Below are 14,858 nucleotides of genomic sequence, written 5' to 3'. Positions count from 1 at the left end.
ACGGCGGCTTTCTTCGGATCTTCAGTTTGCTCAGCCGGAGCTTCGTCTTCAGCAGGTTTTGGTTCTGCTTCTTGCTGCGCTTTTCGGGCTTTCGCGCGAGCAATGGCAGCAGCCACGGCGGCTTTCTTCGGATCTTCAGTTTGCTCAGCCGGAGCTTCGTCTTCAGCAGGTTTTGGTTCTGCTTCTTGCTGAGCTTTACGCGCTTTCGCGCGAGCTATAGCTGCAGCGACGGCGGCTTTCTTTGGATCTTCAGTTTGCTCAGCCGGGGCTTCGTCTTCAGCAGGTTTTGGTTCTGCTTCTTGCTGAGCTTTACGGGCTTTCGCGCGAGCTATGGCAGCAGCCACGGCGGCTTTTTTCGGATCTTCTGTTTGCTGAGATAGAGCCTCTTCTTCAGCCGCAGGCTGTGATTCTACTTCTTGCTCAGCTTTGGCACGAGCAATCGCAGCTGCTACGGTTGATTTTTTATCATCAGTTTTATCGTCAGAACCTTCACTCTGTTCTTTCTCGGCCTTGCGTTCACGAGCGAGACGCTTACGCTCTTCACGCAACTTAGCCATTTCTGAGTTATCTGGCTCGGTAGCTCCTGCTTCTGCCGCAGCCGCTTGTTTGGCTTTGGCTTTGGCAATCGCAGCAGCAACCGCTGGCTTCACAGTCGGTTCTGCCTTGTCTTCCGCGTTCGCTTTTTGCGCTTTCACACGAGCAATCGCAGCGGCTATCGCATCATCGCCACTGGTTGACTTCATTTCTTTGCGGCGATCATCCGCTGCTTTCTTAAAGCGGTTTTCACGTTCTTCTTTTTCGCGCTCCATACGCGCTTTTTTCTCTTCGAAGCGCTGTTTTGCACGATCAGCGGCTTCCGCTTCTTGTGCTCTGGTACGCATCTCCGCTTTTGCTTGGCGGTAGTACTGAACCAGCGGAATTTCACTTGGGCAGACGAAGGCACAAGCGCCACACTCAATACAATCTTTAAGATGTAACTCTTCAAGTTTGTCATACTCTTCCGCTTTGGAGTGCCATAAGAGCTGCTGAGGAAGTAATGATGCAGGGCAGGCTTCAGCACATTGGCCACAGCGAATACATTCCATCTCATATTGGCTGGCAGAAATTTCAAAGCGAGTAGGCGCAAGAATACAGTTTGCTGTCTTGGTAATAGGTACTTGAGAGTGGGGTAGGGTAAAGCCCATCATAGGACCACCCATGATCAAGCGAGGGAGCTTTTTATCAGCTTTGTAGCCAAACTCATCTAGCAGAGCTTGCACTGGTGTGCCTAATAATGCCCAAACATTTCGCGGGTGTTTGAATGCCTTACCAGTAAGTGTCACAACTCGCTGTATAACGGGCTCGCCGTCAATGATCGCTCGCTTTATTGAATACAAAGACCCGACGTTCTGCACCAAAATGCCAATATCTGCCGGGATCGCACCACTGGGTACTTCTTTATTGGTCAGAATTTTGATCAGCTGTTTTTCGCCGCCAGAAGGGTACTTTGTTGGAATCACCCGGATGACAATATCTTTGTTTAATGCCGCATTTTCTAGCGCTTTAATTGCATCGGGTTTGTTGTCTTCGATACCGATGATGGTCAGTTTTGGCTTTAGGATATGTTCGACAATTTCAATACCCTGAATCAGTTCTTCAGCATGTTCCTGCATTAACTTGTCATCGGATGTGATGTAAGGCTCACATTCAGCTGCATTAACAATCAGGATTTCTGTGCGAGCAACACCAGATTGGATCTTTTTTGCTGTAGGGAAGCCAGCGCCGCCCATACCCGAAATACCAGCAAGACGAATTACGTCGATCAATTCATCAGCGGTTTTTTGTGTGTAATCGGCAACAGGAGTTTTCTCGCCCCAGGCTTCACGACCGTCTGGTTTTATAATGACGCATAACTCACTCAGCCCTGATGGGTGAGCGACAGTTCTGGGTTCAATCGCCGTGATTTGTCCGGAAGTCGGCGCATGAACTGGCACTGTGAAGCCCGTTTCTGATTGTGTTAACGGCTGGCCTTTTAATACGGTGTTACCAACAGCAACGAGCAATTTACCCGCTTTACCGATGTGTTGTTTTATTGGTAGGACGATTTCTGCCGGAAGTGCTGCGTGAACCAAATTTTCTTTATTGGATTGTTTTTTATTTTCAGCAGGATGCACACCACCAGGGAAACTCCAAAGTGACCCAGTACGAATTTGTTCAATCAAAGACAACATACGAAACCTTAATCAATTGAATCTTTCACGTTTGCTGCGTCTTGTGCAGCATCCGTAATATTAAGTACTGGAATAGTGTTAAGTTGCCACTTCCAGCTGTCCGTGGTAGTTGCCACAGGAATCATTTCAATACAGTCAGTCGGACAAGGTGCGACACATAAATCACAACCAGTACACTCTTCTTTGATAACGGTATGAAGTGCTTTTGTTCCACCAACAATGGCATCAACAGGGCAAGCCTGAATACATTTGGTACAGCCAATGCACATATCTTCATGAATGAAAGCGACCGTAGGGACTTTATTCTCCAGATCGTGTGCTGACTCTTCTGGTTCAACACCCATCAGGTCAGCGAGCTTTTCTATCGTAGCTTGGCCACCAGGAGGACATTTATTAATATGGTCACCATTGGCAATGGCTTCTGCGTATGGGCGACAGCCAGGGTAACCGCATTGACCACACTGGGTTTGAGGCAAGATGGCATCGATTTGATCGACGATAGGATCGGCTTCAACTTTAAAGCGGATAGAAGCAAAACCAAGTATCGCCCCGAAAATCGCAGCAAGTACAACGAGTGCAATAATGGCAATTAGTATCGTACTCATTGTTTACTTCACCAAACCAGTAAAGCCCATGAAGGCAAGCGACATCAGGCCGGCCGTGATCATTGCGATGGAAGCGCCCTTAAATGGAAGGGGCACATCAGCGGCAGAAATACGTTCGCGCATTGAGGCAAATAGAATGAGTACGAGTGAAAAGCCGACAGCTGCACCAAAACCGTAGATGATGGACTCAATGAAATTATGGTTTTCATTGATGTTAAGTAGGGCAACACCCAGTACCGCACAGTTTGTCGTAATCAACGGTAAGAAAATACCAAGCAGGCGATAGAGTGTCGGGCTGGTTTTGTGCACAACCATTTCAGTAAACTGCACCACAACTGCGATAACTAAGATAAAGCTCATGGTTCGCAGATATTCGATACCCAGTGGATGAAGGATGTAGCTTTCCACTAAATATGCACACACTGACGCGAGCGTTAGCACGAAAGTGGTTGCTAAGCCCATACCAATTGCTGTTTCCAGTTTTTTGGACACACCCATGAAAGGACAGAGACCCAAAAATTTTACCAGTACAAAGTTGTTCACCAGCACCGTGCCGACTAACAACAAAATATATTCGGTCATAGTTATTACGTTCATAAATTCCGATCCCGATATTATCGTGTTTTGTGACACCAATAACAACCAGTGAACGATGTGGTTTTATATACACGGTGGAAAAATAGCCGCGTATGTGATTCAGATAGATGAATTTTTATCAAAATTAGAGCTTTGGTGAATGATTTGTGGGTGAAATGAGATCTAGTCGATGAGTTGATGAACGTCATTTTGTTGAACGCTGTCATTGCCCGATGAATCAATGGCATTACGTTCAAGCGTTGATGGCTTCGAATCGAAAATAAACGAACCATGGTTTAAAACGAAAAAAGCCCAGTTTTTCAACTGAGCTTTTTCTGGAATTTGGCTCCCCCTGCAAGACTTGAACTTGCGACATACGGATTAACAGTCCGCCGTTCTACCGACTGAACTAAGGGGGAATTGCTTTGCTAGAAAGCGGGGCAAATCTTACCGACCACCAAATCTACTGTCAACAGTAATGAAATACATTTTTTAGAAAATATATCATGTAAAACTCTTTACTTTTTTGTATTGCTTGCCAGTAAAGGGCTAGGGTTACTTATCCACCAAATTTGTGGATAACTGTGTTGATGAATTCTGAGTAAAGTTAATTGATATGCAACACGGTTTACTTTGGTTGGGAGTATAAGCAGGTTTATACTCTAATTAAGCTGATAAAACAGAGGGTTATTAGAACCTAGGCTTGAATAGTCAAAGTGGATAAAAGTTAAACTTTTGGGGATAAACGTAGTTTGAACTATTTTTTGGGGAAAACTTGTGGAAACTAAAAATGAAGTTGGGGAACTATCATTGGCTAGGGCGAAGTACTATATCAGAGTGCTCTGAATAAGGCTATAGCGATATAGACAAAGAGATAATTATATTAACAATGGTAAATAAAAGTCGCCTAGACGTAGATTTCGTCTACTAAGGTGTATATATATACAGCCGATATAATGTAAAGCAGTAAAGTGAGGAAGGGTATGAGTAAAGTTTATGAACTGGTCTCTGATTATCAGCCATCAGGCGACCAACCAGGTGCGATTAAGCAGTTACTTGAAGGCTTAGATGCGGGTCTTGCACATCAAACGCTTTTAGGTGTGACGGGTTCAGGTAAGACTTTTACTCTGGCTAATGTTATTGCTCAGGCTCAACGTCCTGCCATTTTACTTGCACCTAATAAAACCCTCGCAGCGCAGCTATATGGCGAGATGAAATCCTTCTTTCCTAATAACGCAGTCGAATATTTCGTTTCTTACTACGATTACTACCAACCGGAAGCCTACGTGCCGACCACGGATACTTTTATTGAAAAGGATGCATCGGTTAACGCGCACATTGAACAAATGCGATTATCAGCAACTAAAGCGTTACTAGAGCGTAAAGACGCGATTATTGTCGCTTCGGTTTCTGCTATCTACGGTTTGGGCGATCCCGAATCTTATCTGCAGATGATGTTGCATTTACGTCGTGGGGATGTGATCGATCAGCGTGATATGCTGCGTCGTTTAGCAGAACTTCAATACAAGCGGAACGATGTTGCGTTCGAGCGAGGTCAGTTCCGTGTTCGTGGTGAAGTCATTGATATTTTTCCTGCAGAATCCGATCAAGATGCGGTGAGAGTCGAAATGTTCGATGATGAAATCGACTGTATCAGTGTATTCGATCCGCTTACCGGTGTAGTTAAGCATCGCGATTTACCGCGTTACACCATCTATCCTAAAACGCATTATGTTACGCCACGTGACCGTGTTCTTGAAGCGATTGAGAATATTAAAGTGGAACTCGAAGTACGTAAGAAGCAATTATTGGACAACAATAAACTTCTCGAAGAGCAACGCATAAGTCAGCGAACCCAATTCGACATCGAAATGATGAACGAACTCGGTTTCTGTTCAGGTATCGAAAACTACTCTCGTTACTTAAGCGGCCGTTCTGAGGGCGAGCCGCCACCAACGCTGTTTGATTACCTGCCTCATGACGGTCTGCTGATTATTGACGAGTCACACGTGACCGTGCCACAGATTGGCGCAATGTATAAAGGTGACCGTTCGCGTAAGGAAACCTTGGTTGAGTTTGGTTTTCGTCTGCCTTCTGCGTTAGATAACCGCCCACTCAAGTTTGAAGAATTCGAGTCACTTGCGCCGCAGACTATTTTTGTCTCTGCAACGCCAGGAAATTATGAACTGGAGAAATCGGCAGGTGATATTGCGGATCAAGTTGTGCGTCCAACCGGTTTGCTCGATCCTGAATTGGAAGTGCGGCCAGTTGCGACTCAGGTGGATGATTTGCTTTCTGAGATTCGTATCCGAGCGGCGAAAGATGAGCGTGTTCTGGTCACAACGTTAACCAAACGAATGGCCGAAGATTTGACTGAGTATCTGCATGAGCATGATGTTCGTGTACGTTATCTTCACTCGGATATCGATACTGTTGAACGTGTTGAAATTATTCGGGATCTTCGTTTGGGCGAATTTGACGTGCTTGTAGGCATCAACTTACTGCGAGAAGGTTTGGATATGCCTGAAGTTTCGCTGGTGGCTATTTTGGATGCCGATAAAGAGGGCTTCTTGCGTTCTGAACGTTCTCTTATTCAGACGATTGGTCGTGCAGCTCGAAATCTTGAAGGTAAGGCCATCTTGTACGGCGACACCATCACCAAATCCATGAAAAAAGCAATGGATGAAACGAATCGTCGCCGCGAGAAGCAACAAGCATACAATGAAAAGATGGGGATCGTGCCACAAGCGTTGAAACGCAATATCAAAGACATTATGGAACTGGGTGATATCACCAAGTCCAAGCGTCAGCGTACGAACAAGCAAGTGCCATTGTCCAAAGTGGCTGAGCCGTCTCAGTCTTATGACGTCATGTCTCCACAGCAGTTAGATAAAGAGATCAGCAGGCTGGAAGCAGCGATGTATCAGCATGCACAGGATCTGGAATTCGAACTGGCGGCTGAAAAACGTGATGAAATTGAAAAATTGCGTGCACAATTCATTGCCAATAGTTAAAGGCCTCTTTGGAACGTCGTACCTTTTGGTGCGATGTATTTGCCTATAGTTAGCTATGCTATAACTGTGGGTAATGCATCACGTAAAAAAGAAGCCAATAGGCAGTCGTTTCTATTGGCTTTACATGCGAACATTTTGTTCACTAACAACGTCAGTTGGCTAGGTGACCCAAGGGGTCAACGTTTATTCAGCATGTTTTATGCCAGTCAATTAAGCTGTTGAAATTCATTTGTATTGATCTCAATTACCCATAACCTCAGTATTGTTATTTGCAAAATGCAAAGCATAATGCGATTATTATTTAAAACACAACAAAAAAGTTAGCTAGGTTATGCAACAAACTACAATAGATCAAAAGTCACGTTATTTGTTAATGGTTGAAGACACCGCATCCGTTGCGGCGTTGTATCGATCCTACCTCACACCGCTGGGCATCGACATCAATATTGTCGGTACTGGCCGAGATGCGATTGAAAGCCTTAATCACCGTATTCCAGACCTTATCTTGCTTGATTTACGTCTGCCCGACATGACGGGGATGGATGTACTACATGCCGTTAAGAATAGTCATCCTGATGTTCCAATCATTTTTATGACCGCACATGGTTCCATCGATACGGCAGTCGAGGCAATGCGTCACGGTTCGCAAGATTTCCTGATTAAACCGTGTGAAGCTGACCGTTTGCGCGTCACAGTAAACAACGCTATCCGTAAAGCCACCAAGTTAAAAAATGAAGCGGATAATCCCGGTAACCAGAATTATCAGGGCTTCATCGGCAGTAGCCAAACCATGCAGCAGGTATATCGTACCATCGACTCTGCAGCCAGCAGTAAGGCGAGCATTTTCATTACTGGTGAAAGTGGTACGGGTAAAGAGGTGTGCGCGGAGGCTATCCATGCTGCGAGTAAGCGTGGTGATAAGCCGTTCATCGCAATTAACTGTGCAGCGATCCCTAAAGACCTGATTGAAAGTGAGTTGTTCGGTCACGTAAAAGGCGCGTTCACTGGCGCGGCGAATGATCGTCAAGGTGCGGCAGAATTAGCGGATGGCGGCACGCTTTTCCTCGATGAGTTGTGTGAAATGGATTTGGATTTGCAAACCAAGCTGTTGCGATTTATCCAAACTGGCACATTCCAGAAAGTAGGATCGTCCAAAATGAAGAGTGTGGATGTGCGCTTCGTGTGTGCAACCAACCGCGACCCATGGAAAGAGGTTCAGGAAGGGCGATTCCGCGAAGATTTGTACTACCGTTTGTATGTAATTCCATTGCATCTGCCGCCATTGCGTGAGCGTGGAGAAGATGTCATTGAAATCGCTTATTCGTTGCTTGGTTATATGTCTCACGAAGAGGGAAAGAGCTTCGTTCGATTTTCTCAAGAGGTGATTGATCGTTTCAACAGTTATGAATGGCCGGGTAACGTGCGTCAGTTACAGAATGTCCTGCGTAACATTGTAGTGTTGAATCACGGTAAAGAAATTACCTTAGATATGTTACCGCCACCACTAAATAAACCTTTGGAACGCGTAAGCGCGGCTAACTTCGTCGAATCAAAGGTGATGATGGCGTCAGATATTGTGCCATTGTGGATGACTGAAAAAGTGGCTATTGAACGGGCGATCGAAGCATGCGATGGAAATATTCCCAGAGCGGCAGGCTATCTTGATGTCAGCCCATCCACTATTTATCGTAAGTTGCAAGCATGGAACAGTAAACAAGAGCGCCAAAAAATATGAGTATGAGTATGTTAAATCAGCAGAAAATAGAACAGCTATCCCAGGAAATCGGCAGTGAAAACGTCCCCGTCTTGCTCGATATCTTCTTAGGAGAAATTCATACTTATATTGAACACCTACAGAAATATGAAGGTGAAGAACAACTGACCTATCTGAAAGACATCAGTCATGCTCTTAAAAGCAGCGCAGCCAGTTTTGGGGCCGATCGCTTATGTGAGTTAGCGATTTCTATCGATAAGAAAGCTAAAGTGTGTGATTTGGCGGTCAATGGGGAAGAAGCCACTACCATGATTGATGTGCTGCGAGATACGCAAGAGGTTTATCGAGCCTGGAATCAGTAAAAATCTCAATCGATTACAAACACAAAGCCCTTCAATGTTGAGTGAAGGGCTTTGTTGTTCCAGAGTTATTTTGTTTTATTTAACAGCTGATTTTCAATAGATCTCTTGAGTTTGTTTCGGTCATGACGCCAGTCTCGATTGGTTGAAGCCAGTGACTCGGTGACTACGTTCCATCTGTCGAGTACTTCTTGTTCTGCTTTTTCAGCTAGCACGACATCTATTTTTCTGCCTTGTAGCGCACGTTCACACCATTCCAGTTTTTGCACCATCGTCATTCGGCCAGCAGGGCCATATTCCGGGCTTAAGTTAGAGACGAAAATGACTTTGGCATTGTGGTTTTTCGCGATAGCTTTACCCAGTTCTGGCAGCAACAGTGGTGGCATTATGCTGGTCAGAAAACTTCCCGGCCCGAGAATGATCGCATTCGCTTCTGATAAGGCGGTAATAGCTTCTTTTGTCGCTGGTACTTCTGGAGACAAATCTAAACGGCGAAGATCGGCTTCCATGTGGTCGACGTTAGTCTCACCCGTTACCCATTTTCCATCTACCGACAGGGCAGACAGATCGGATGGGTGTTCCGACATAGGCAGAATATTCACATCAACTTTCAGCATATTGCGGATAAGGTTGATGGCATCCAGCGGACGCACCGACAGGTTGTCCAGAGCTGTGAGCATTAGGTTGCCCAGATTGTGACCGTCCAGTTCTCCACTGCCTTTAAAACGGTATTCGAACATCATTGAACTGATGGAGGGCTCAGTGATCAACTGATTAATACAGTTACGCGTGTCTCCCCAAGCGATACCACCCTGACAATGGCGAATTCGACCAGTGGAACCACCATTATCTGTAGTGGCAACAATACCAGTGGCGTTTCCACCAAAATCGCGCAATGCGGCCAACATTCGACCTAAGCCATGACCACCGCCAACTGCGACTACTTTATTATCCGTATAGATACTCATACGTCTTATTCTTCTTATGAACTTTGTAAAAACGGCTACAATTTAACGTAACGAGTCCTTTTGCGGTACTCAATTAGCGGTAATTTGTGTGTCTAAAGGGATTTTTTAGACCTCAAGTCTGGATTCCATTATAAATATTCAGTATTTTACTCCGCAAAGCTATCAGAGTTTTACTATCTCTGGTTGCCATAACTCCGAGCTCACGATACTAAGTCCAATTGAGGATAGGTGTTTTGAGCCAGTGGCATGCTGCCACAAGGGCATGGTTGGAAATGACCACGCCTCCCGTGTTTGGAAAGGTGTTCCGTGGCGCAACAATTCGAAGACAAATTTCATCGTAAATTCTATTACTTGCGTCTGTCTGTTACTGACGTTTGTAATTTCAAATGTACCTATTGCCTGCCTGATGGTTATAAACCTTCGGGTAAAAAAAACTCGTCTTTTTTATCGCTTCCTGAAATCCAGCGGGTCGTGACGGCCTTTGCTGATTGTGGTACGTCAAAAGTTCGTATTACTGGCGGTGAGCCTAGCTTACGTAAAGACTTTACTGACATTATTCACTCGGTCGCGACTACCCGCGGTATAGAAAAAGTGGCGACGACGACGAACGGTTATCGCATGGCCAAGCAGGTAGCAGACTGGCGGGATGCGGGTCTGACGCATATCAATGTGAGTGTGGATAGCCTTGATCCTCGTATGTTCCATCAAATCACAGGTGAAAATAAATTCACAGAAGTGATGAATGGTATTGAGCGAGCGTTTGAAGTCGGCTTTGAGCAAGTCAAAGTGAACGTCGTGTTGATGAAAGATCTCAACCATCATGAATTGCCTGCTTTTCTCAATTGGATCAAAGAGCGTCCTATCCAACTGCGTTTTATAGAACTAATGCAGACTGGGGAAATGAATGACCTGTTCAACAAGCATCATGTTTCCGGCGTTGCTATTCGTAATCAATTGATTGCCAATGGTTGGCTACTAAAAGTCCGCTCGCGTAATGATGGTCCGGCACAAGTCTTTGTACATCCAGATTACAAGGGTGAAATAGGCTTGATCATGCCTTATGAGAAGGATTTCTGCGAGAGCTGTAACCGCCTGCGTGTTTCTGCGATTGGTAAGCTGCATCTGTGTTTATTTGGTGAGCACGGGATTGATTTACGAGATCTGCTAGAACGTGATGATCAAGAAAGTGAGTTAATCGAACGTATTCAAGCTCAACTGCAAACGAAGTCTGTTAGCCATTTCTTACATGATGGTAATCCGGGTATGACGCCTCATCTCGCGTCTATCGGTGGCTAAGTTTTCGCAACTTTTTATAAAGAGAGTCCTCCTCAGACTTTCTTTTACTTTTTCAGAATCGATAAAAAATATATCCCAACTAATTTAAGAGAATAGGTGAACAAATGGGCCACGCTGAAAGCAAATTCCAACCTGCAAACATTGCCGTTCTAACGGTATCTGACACTCGTACTGAAGAGAACGACACATCAGGTCGTTACCTTGCGGAGCACGCGCAAGAAGCAGGTCACCACGTTGTTGATAAGAAAATTGTTATCGATGACATGTACAAAATTCGTGCGATTGTTTCTCAATGGATTGCAGATGAAAACGTGCAAGCGATCATGATTACCGGTGGTACGGGCTTTACTTCGCGTGATAGCACGCCAGAAGCGCTTAAGCCACTTTTCGATAAAGAAGTGGAAGGTTTTGGAGAGTTGTTCCGCATGGTTTCTTATGAAGAAATTGGTACCTCTACTATCCAGTCGCGTGCGATTGCTGGCTTTGCTAACCATACCGTTATTTTTGCTATGCCGGGTTCTACAGGTGCATGCCGTACAGGTTGGACGAAAATCATCAAGCAGCAGATGGATGCAAGTCACCGTCCTTGTAACTTTATGCCACACCTATCTGTGTAACCTCTCGAAATTAGCGAAGGTAAAACAATGACCCAATTTACACATATCAATGCATCGGGCGAAGCCAATATGGTGGACGTTTCGGCCAAAGTTGAAACAGTACGAGAAGCTCGAGCTGAAGCATTTGTTCATATGGCACCAGAAACACTGCAGCTGATCGTTTCTGGGCATCATCATAAAGGCGATGTGTTTGCGACTGCTCGCATTGCCGGTATTCAAGCTGCGAAAAAGACGTGGGATTTGATCCCTCTTTGCCATCCGCTTTTGTTGTCTAAAGTCGAAGTTCAGCTAGAAGCCATTGAGTCTGAAAGTAAAGTGCGTATCGAATCGGTATGTAAACTTGCGGGCAAGACGGGCGTGGAGATGGAAGCATTAACGGCGGCTTCTGTCGCTGCGTTAACCATTTATGATATGTGTAAAGCCGTACAGAAAGATATGGTCATTGGCCAAGTCCGTCTGCTTGAAAAGACAGGCGGAAAATCTGGACACTTCAAGGCGGAATTATGATTAAAGTACTGTTCTTCGCACAAACACGTGAGTTGGTAGGCGTCGATAGCCTTGAGTTAGACGGTCGGTTCGATACGGTAGAAGCTATACGTTCGCACTTAGTTGAGTCGGGCGCAGAGAAGACTGGGAAATGGGATCTTGCACTGCAACCAGGTAAGTTGCTTTCTGCTGTTAACCAATCCATTGTTCCTCTTGATACCGAAGTGAAAGCGGGTGATGAAGTCGCATTTTTCCCACCAGTAACCGGAGGTTAATATGGATCCTCGTGTTTCTGTTCAGGCTGAAGATTTTTCTGTTGAACAAGAGTACCAACGATTATCCGAAGGTACAGCGGCAGGTGCGGTTGTCACTTTCATCGGCAAAGTTCGTGATATGAACTTGGGTAGTAACGTCGTTGGTTTGCATCTGGAACATTATCCGGGTATGACAGAAAAGAGCCTGAGTGATATCTGTGATGAAGCCGAATCACGCTGGCCATTACTTAGTGTACGCGTCATTCATCGCGTTGGTGATTTGGACATCGGCGATCAAATTGTATTCGTTGGTGTTTCTAGTGCTCATCGTGGAGCGGCATTTGATGCTTGCGAATTCATAATGGATTACCTCAAGACCAAAGCACCATTTTGGAAAAAAGAACGCACAACAAGCGAATCTCGCTGGATTGAATCACGAGACGCCGATCACAAAACCGCACAGCGATGGGAATAATAGTGTAGTAAGTGTTTTCCCCAATTTAAATATTTAAAGCTAAGTATTACAAATGCTTAGCTTTTTTATTTTTACTTTTTTATCTAAATTCCAGTGTTATGACCGACCACTTGAAGCACGAAAATTCTGCCTTTGTTTTTCGACTTTTCTGCACAATTTTGGTTCGCTTCAAACGACATATACGCAAACGTTTGCGGAGTGTAATGCCCATGAAGTGTTAATAATGTTTAAATGGGTAGTATATGATGCTACTAATCAGTTTTAACTTAGATTATTCGAAACTTTACTCTAATTAGGGGAGGTTAGTGTTCCTCTTTAGCTAGCGAATAGTTTTTAACTAGCGTTTTTTGCTGGTTTTGTGCGATACATGCAGGATTATCGGTCTTTTTACTACATTTTTATGGCAAATAACTTCAATGATTGCTAATGTGTGCCGCAGTCTTTGTATGGTTTTAGATTTTTTTGTGCTCAGTTTTTGCACTCTTTAATGTCTAAATCACAGCCCGTTTATGTGAACCTGCAAAGAGGTCATGGATGCAAACAAAAAAATTTGGAGTTTTACGCATGTATAAGAATAAAATCACGCGCGCTTTATTTATTGGTGCTGGTCTTTCTCTAGCGCTTGCTGGTTGTGGTGGCGATAAGCCAGAAGAAAAGCAAGCAGCTCAGCCTGCTCCTGCACCAGCCCCAACCACGGAAGCGAAATCTGATTCTTCAGAACCAAAACTTGCGGCGGTTCAAGAGTTAGTGCGTGGTAACGGTACAGAAGTAGCGACAATCGACCCACACAAATCTCAAGGTGTTCCTGAATCTCACGTGATTCGAGACCTACTTGAAGGCCTTGTAAACCAAGATGCAGACGGTAAGACTATCCCTGGTGTTGCTGAATCTTGGGAAACTGAAGACAATAAAACGTTCACATTCCACCTACGTAAAGACGCTAAATGGTCGAACGGTGATCCGGTAACCGCTGGCGATTTCGTTTATAGCTTCCAGCGTGCAGTCGATCCTGCAACCGCTTCTCCATACGCTTGGTACATGGAATACACCAAGATGAAGAATGCGAAAGACATTGTTGCGGGTAAAATGGACAAGAGCGAACTGGGTGTCAAAGCGGTTGATGACCACACATTGGTTGTTGAGCTTGATACTGCCGTACCGTACTTCGTTATGATGATGGGTCACACAACAGTGAAACCTGTACACCAAGCAACGGTTGAAAAGTTCGGTGATCAGTGGACGAAACCAGAGAACTTTGTCGGTAACGGCGCTTATGTTGTAGATAAATGGGTTGTAAACGAACGTTTGGTCTTGAAACGTAACGAACAGTATTGGGACAACGAGCATACAACTCTAGACAAAGTGACTTTCCTGCCTATCGAAAACCAGGTAGCGGAAATGAATCGTTTCCTAGCGGGTGAAATCGACATTAGTTATGAAGTACCTGTAGAACACTTCAAACGTCTACAAAAAGAGCACCCAGAATCAGTATCTGTTGTGGGTAACCTATGTACCTACTACTACCTGTTTAACACCAAGAAAGCACCGTTTGATGATGTGCGCGTTCGTAAAGCGATCTCTTACGCAATTGACCGTAACATCGTAAGTGATGCGATCATGGGCCAAGGTCAAAAACCAGCTTACTTCCTAACGCCTGAAATCACAGCAGGCTTCAATCCTGAAATGCCAGCTTACGGTAAGATGACTCAGGAAGAGCGTAACGCAGAAGCTACTCGTCTTCTGGAAGAAGCAGGTTACGGTAAAGACAACCCACTGAAATTCAACCTTCTTTACAATACTTCAGAGAACCACAAGAAAGTAGCGGTTGCTCTAGGTTCTATGTGGAAGAAAACCTTGGGTCTTGACGTAACATTAGAAAACCAAGAGTGGAAAACGTACCTATCTTCTAAAGATTCGGGTAACTTCGAAGTAGCTCGTGCCGGATGGTGTGGTGACTACAACGAAGCTTCATCATTCCTTACATTAATGATGAGCAACAACACGACTGGTGGTATTCACTACGACAGTAAAGAATACGACGAGATCATGAACAAAGCATTTGCTTCTACATCGGACGAAGAGCGTCAAGCGCTTTACGCGGAGGCTGAGAAGCTGATGGCGAAGGATATGCCGATTGCACCTATCTACCAGTACGTGAAATCACGTCTACTGTCTCCAAAAGTTGGTGGCTTCCCAGCTAACAACGCAGAAGAAAAGATCTACTCTAAAGACCTATACATCACTGAGTAAATCTTAATCAGATAGAATTATAAAAATCAGGCAC

The 14,858-nt window shown here is 44.8% G+C and carries 13 protein-coding genes, 1 tRNA gene and 1 riboswitch; of the genes, 9 read left to right on the top strand and 5 right to left on the bottom strand.

What is annotated here, in order from left to right:
- The 4 genes from rsxC to ACWYU8_RS02015 form a co-directional block, all read right to left on the bottom strand.
- Positions 1-2,210: electron transport complex subunit RsxC (gene rsxC / locus ACWYU8_RS02030; protein WP_457516681.1), on the bottom strand; the 2,210-nt coding region annotated here is incomplete at its 3' end.
- Positions 2,211-2,218: 8 nt separating this feature from the next.
- Positions 2,219-2,815 (bottom strand): electron transport complex subunit RsxB, encoded by a 597-nt coding sequence (gene rsxB / locus ACWYU8_RS02025; RefSeq protein ID WP_457516679.1) that lies wholly within the window; start codon positions 2,813-2,815, stop codon positions 2,219-2,221.
- Between the two features lie 3 nt (positions 2,816-2,818).
- Positions 2,819-3,397, bottom strand: coding sequence for an electron transport complex subunit RsxA (rsxA, locus tag ACWYU8_RS02020; protein ID WP_457516698.1), 579 nt, complete (start codon positions 3,395-3,397; stop codon positions 2,819-2,821).
- Between the two features lie 337 nt (positions 3,398-3,734).
- A tRNA-Asn gene (locus ACWYU8_RS02015) sits at positions 3,735-3,810 on the bottom strand.
- Between the two features lie 564 nt (positions 3,811-4,374).
- Here ACWYU8_RS02015 and uvrB point away from each other — a divergent pair.
- From uvrB to luxU, 3 genes are all read left to right on the top strand, one after another.
- Positions 4,375-6,405, top strand: coding sequence for an excinuclease ABC subunit UvrB (uvrB, locus tag ACWYU8_RS02010; protein WP_457516677.1), 2,031 nt, complete (start codon positions 4,375-4,377; stop codon positions 6,403-6,405).
- Between the two features lie 331 nt (positions 6,406-6,736).
- On the top strand, positions 6,737-8,140 hold the full coding sequence (gene luxO / locus ACWYU8_RS02005; protein WP_457516676.1) for a quorum-sensing sigma-54 dependent transcriptional regulator LuxO: 1,404 nt from the start codon (positions 6,737-6,739) through the stop codon (positions 8,138-8,140).
- Positions 8,137-8,481, top strand: a complete 345-nt coding sequence (luxU, locus tag ACWYU8_RS02000; RefSeq protein WP_457516675.1) for a quorum-sensing phosphorelay protein LuxU — start codon at positions 8,137-8,139, stop codon at positions 8,479-8,481. Before luxO ends, luxU begins: the two co-directional genes overlap by 4 nt.
- 65 nt (positions 8,482-8,546) lie before the next feature.
- Here the strand turns inward: luxU and ACWYU8_RS01995 are convergent, their stop codons facing one another.
- Entirely contained in the window at positions 8,547-9,446 is a 900-nt protein-coding gene (locus tag ACWYU8_RS01995; protein WP_457516673.1) for a YvcK family protein, read from the bottom strand.
- Positions 9,447-9,626: 180 nt separating this feature from the next.
- A riboswitch (molybdenum cofactor riboswitch) is annotated at positions 9,627-9,764 on the top strand.
- On the opposite strand from ACWYU8_RS01995, the gene moaA reads away from it, so the two are divergent.
- The 6 genes from moaA (at position 9,753) to ACWYU8_RS01965 (ending at position 14,824) form a co-directional block, all read left to right on the top strand.
- On the top strand, positions 9,753-10,742 hold the full coding sequence (gene moaA / locus ACWYU8_RS01990) for a GTP 3',8-cyclase MoaA (RefSeq protein ID WP_457516671.1): 990 nt from the start codon (positions 9,753-9,755) through the stop codon (positions 10,740-10,742). It overlaps the preceding riboswitch by 12 nt.
- A gap of 104 nt (positions 10,743-10,846) precedes the next feature.
- Complete coding sequence (gene moaB / locus ACWYU8_RS01985; protein ID WP_457516669.1) at positions 10,847-11,359, top strand: molybdenum cofactor biosynthesis protein B; 513 nt, start codon at positions 10,847-10,849, stop codon at positions 11,357-11,359.
- 27 nt (positions 11,360-11,386) lie between these two features.
- Positions 11,387-11,866, top strand: a complete 480-nt coding sequence (gene moaC / locus ACWYU8_RS01980) for a cyclic pyranopterin monophosphate synthase MoaC (protein ID WP_457516667.1) — start codon at positions 11,387-11,389, stop codon at positions 11,864-11,866.
- Positions 11,863-12,120 carry a molybdopterin synthase sulfur carrier subunit gene (moaD, locus tag ACWYU8_RS01975; RefSeq protein WP_457516665.1) on the top strand — a complete coding sequence of 86 codons (258 nt, stop codon included), beginning with the start codon at positions 11,863-11,865 and terminating at the stop codon, positions 12,118-12,120. Before moaC ends, moaD begins: the two co-directional genes overlap by 4 nt.
- Before the next feature lies 1 nt (position 12,121).
- Positions 12,122-12,574, top strand: a complete 453-nt coding sequence (gene moaE / locus ACWYU8_RS01970; protein ID WP_457516664.1) for a molybdopterin synthase catalytic subunit MoaE — start codon at positions 12,122-12,124, stop codon at positions 12,572-12,574.
- Positions 12,575-13,138: 564 nt separating this feature from the next.
- Positions 13,139-14,824: an ABC transporter substrate-binding protein gene (locus ACWYU8_RS01965; protein ID WP_457516662.1), complete on the top strand. Its 1,686-nt coding sequence runs from the start codon at positions 13,139-13,141 to the stop codon at positions 14,822-14,824.
- The last annotated feature ends 34 nt before the right edge of the window (positions 14,825-14,858 follow it).

This window comes from Vibrio limimangrovi (assembly GCF_054064025.1).
This window is presented reverse-complemented; position numbering and strand designations above follow the sequence as displayed.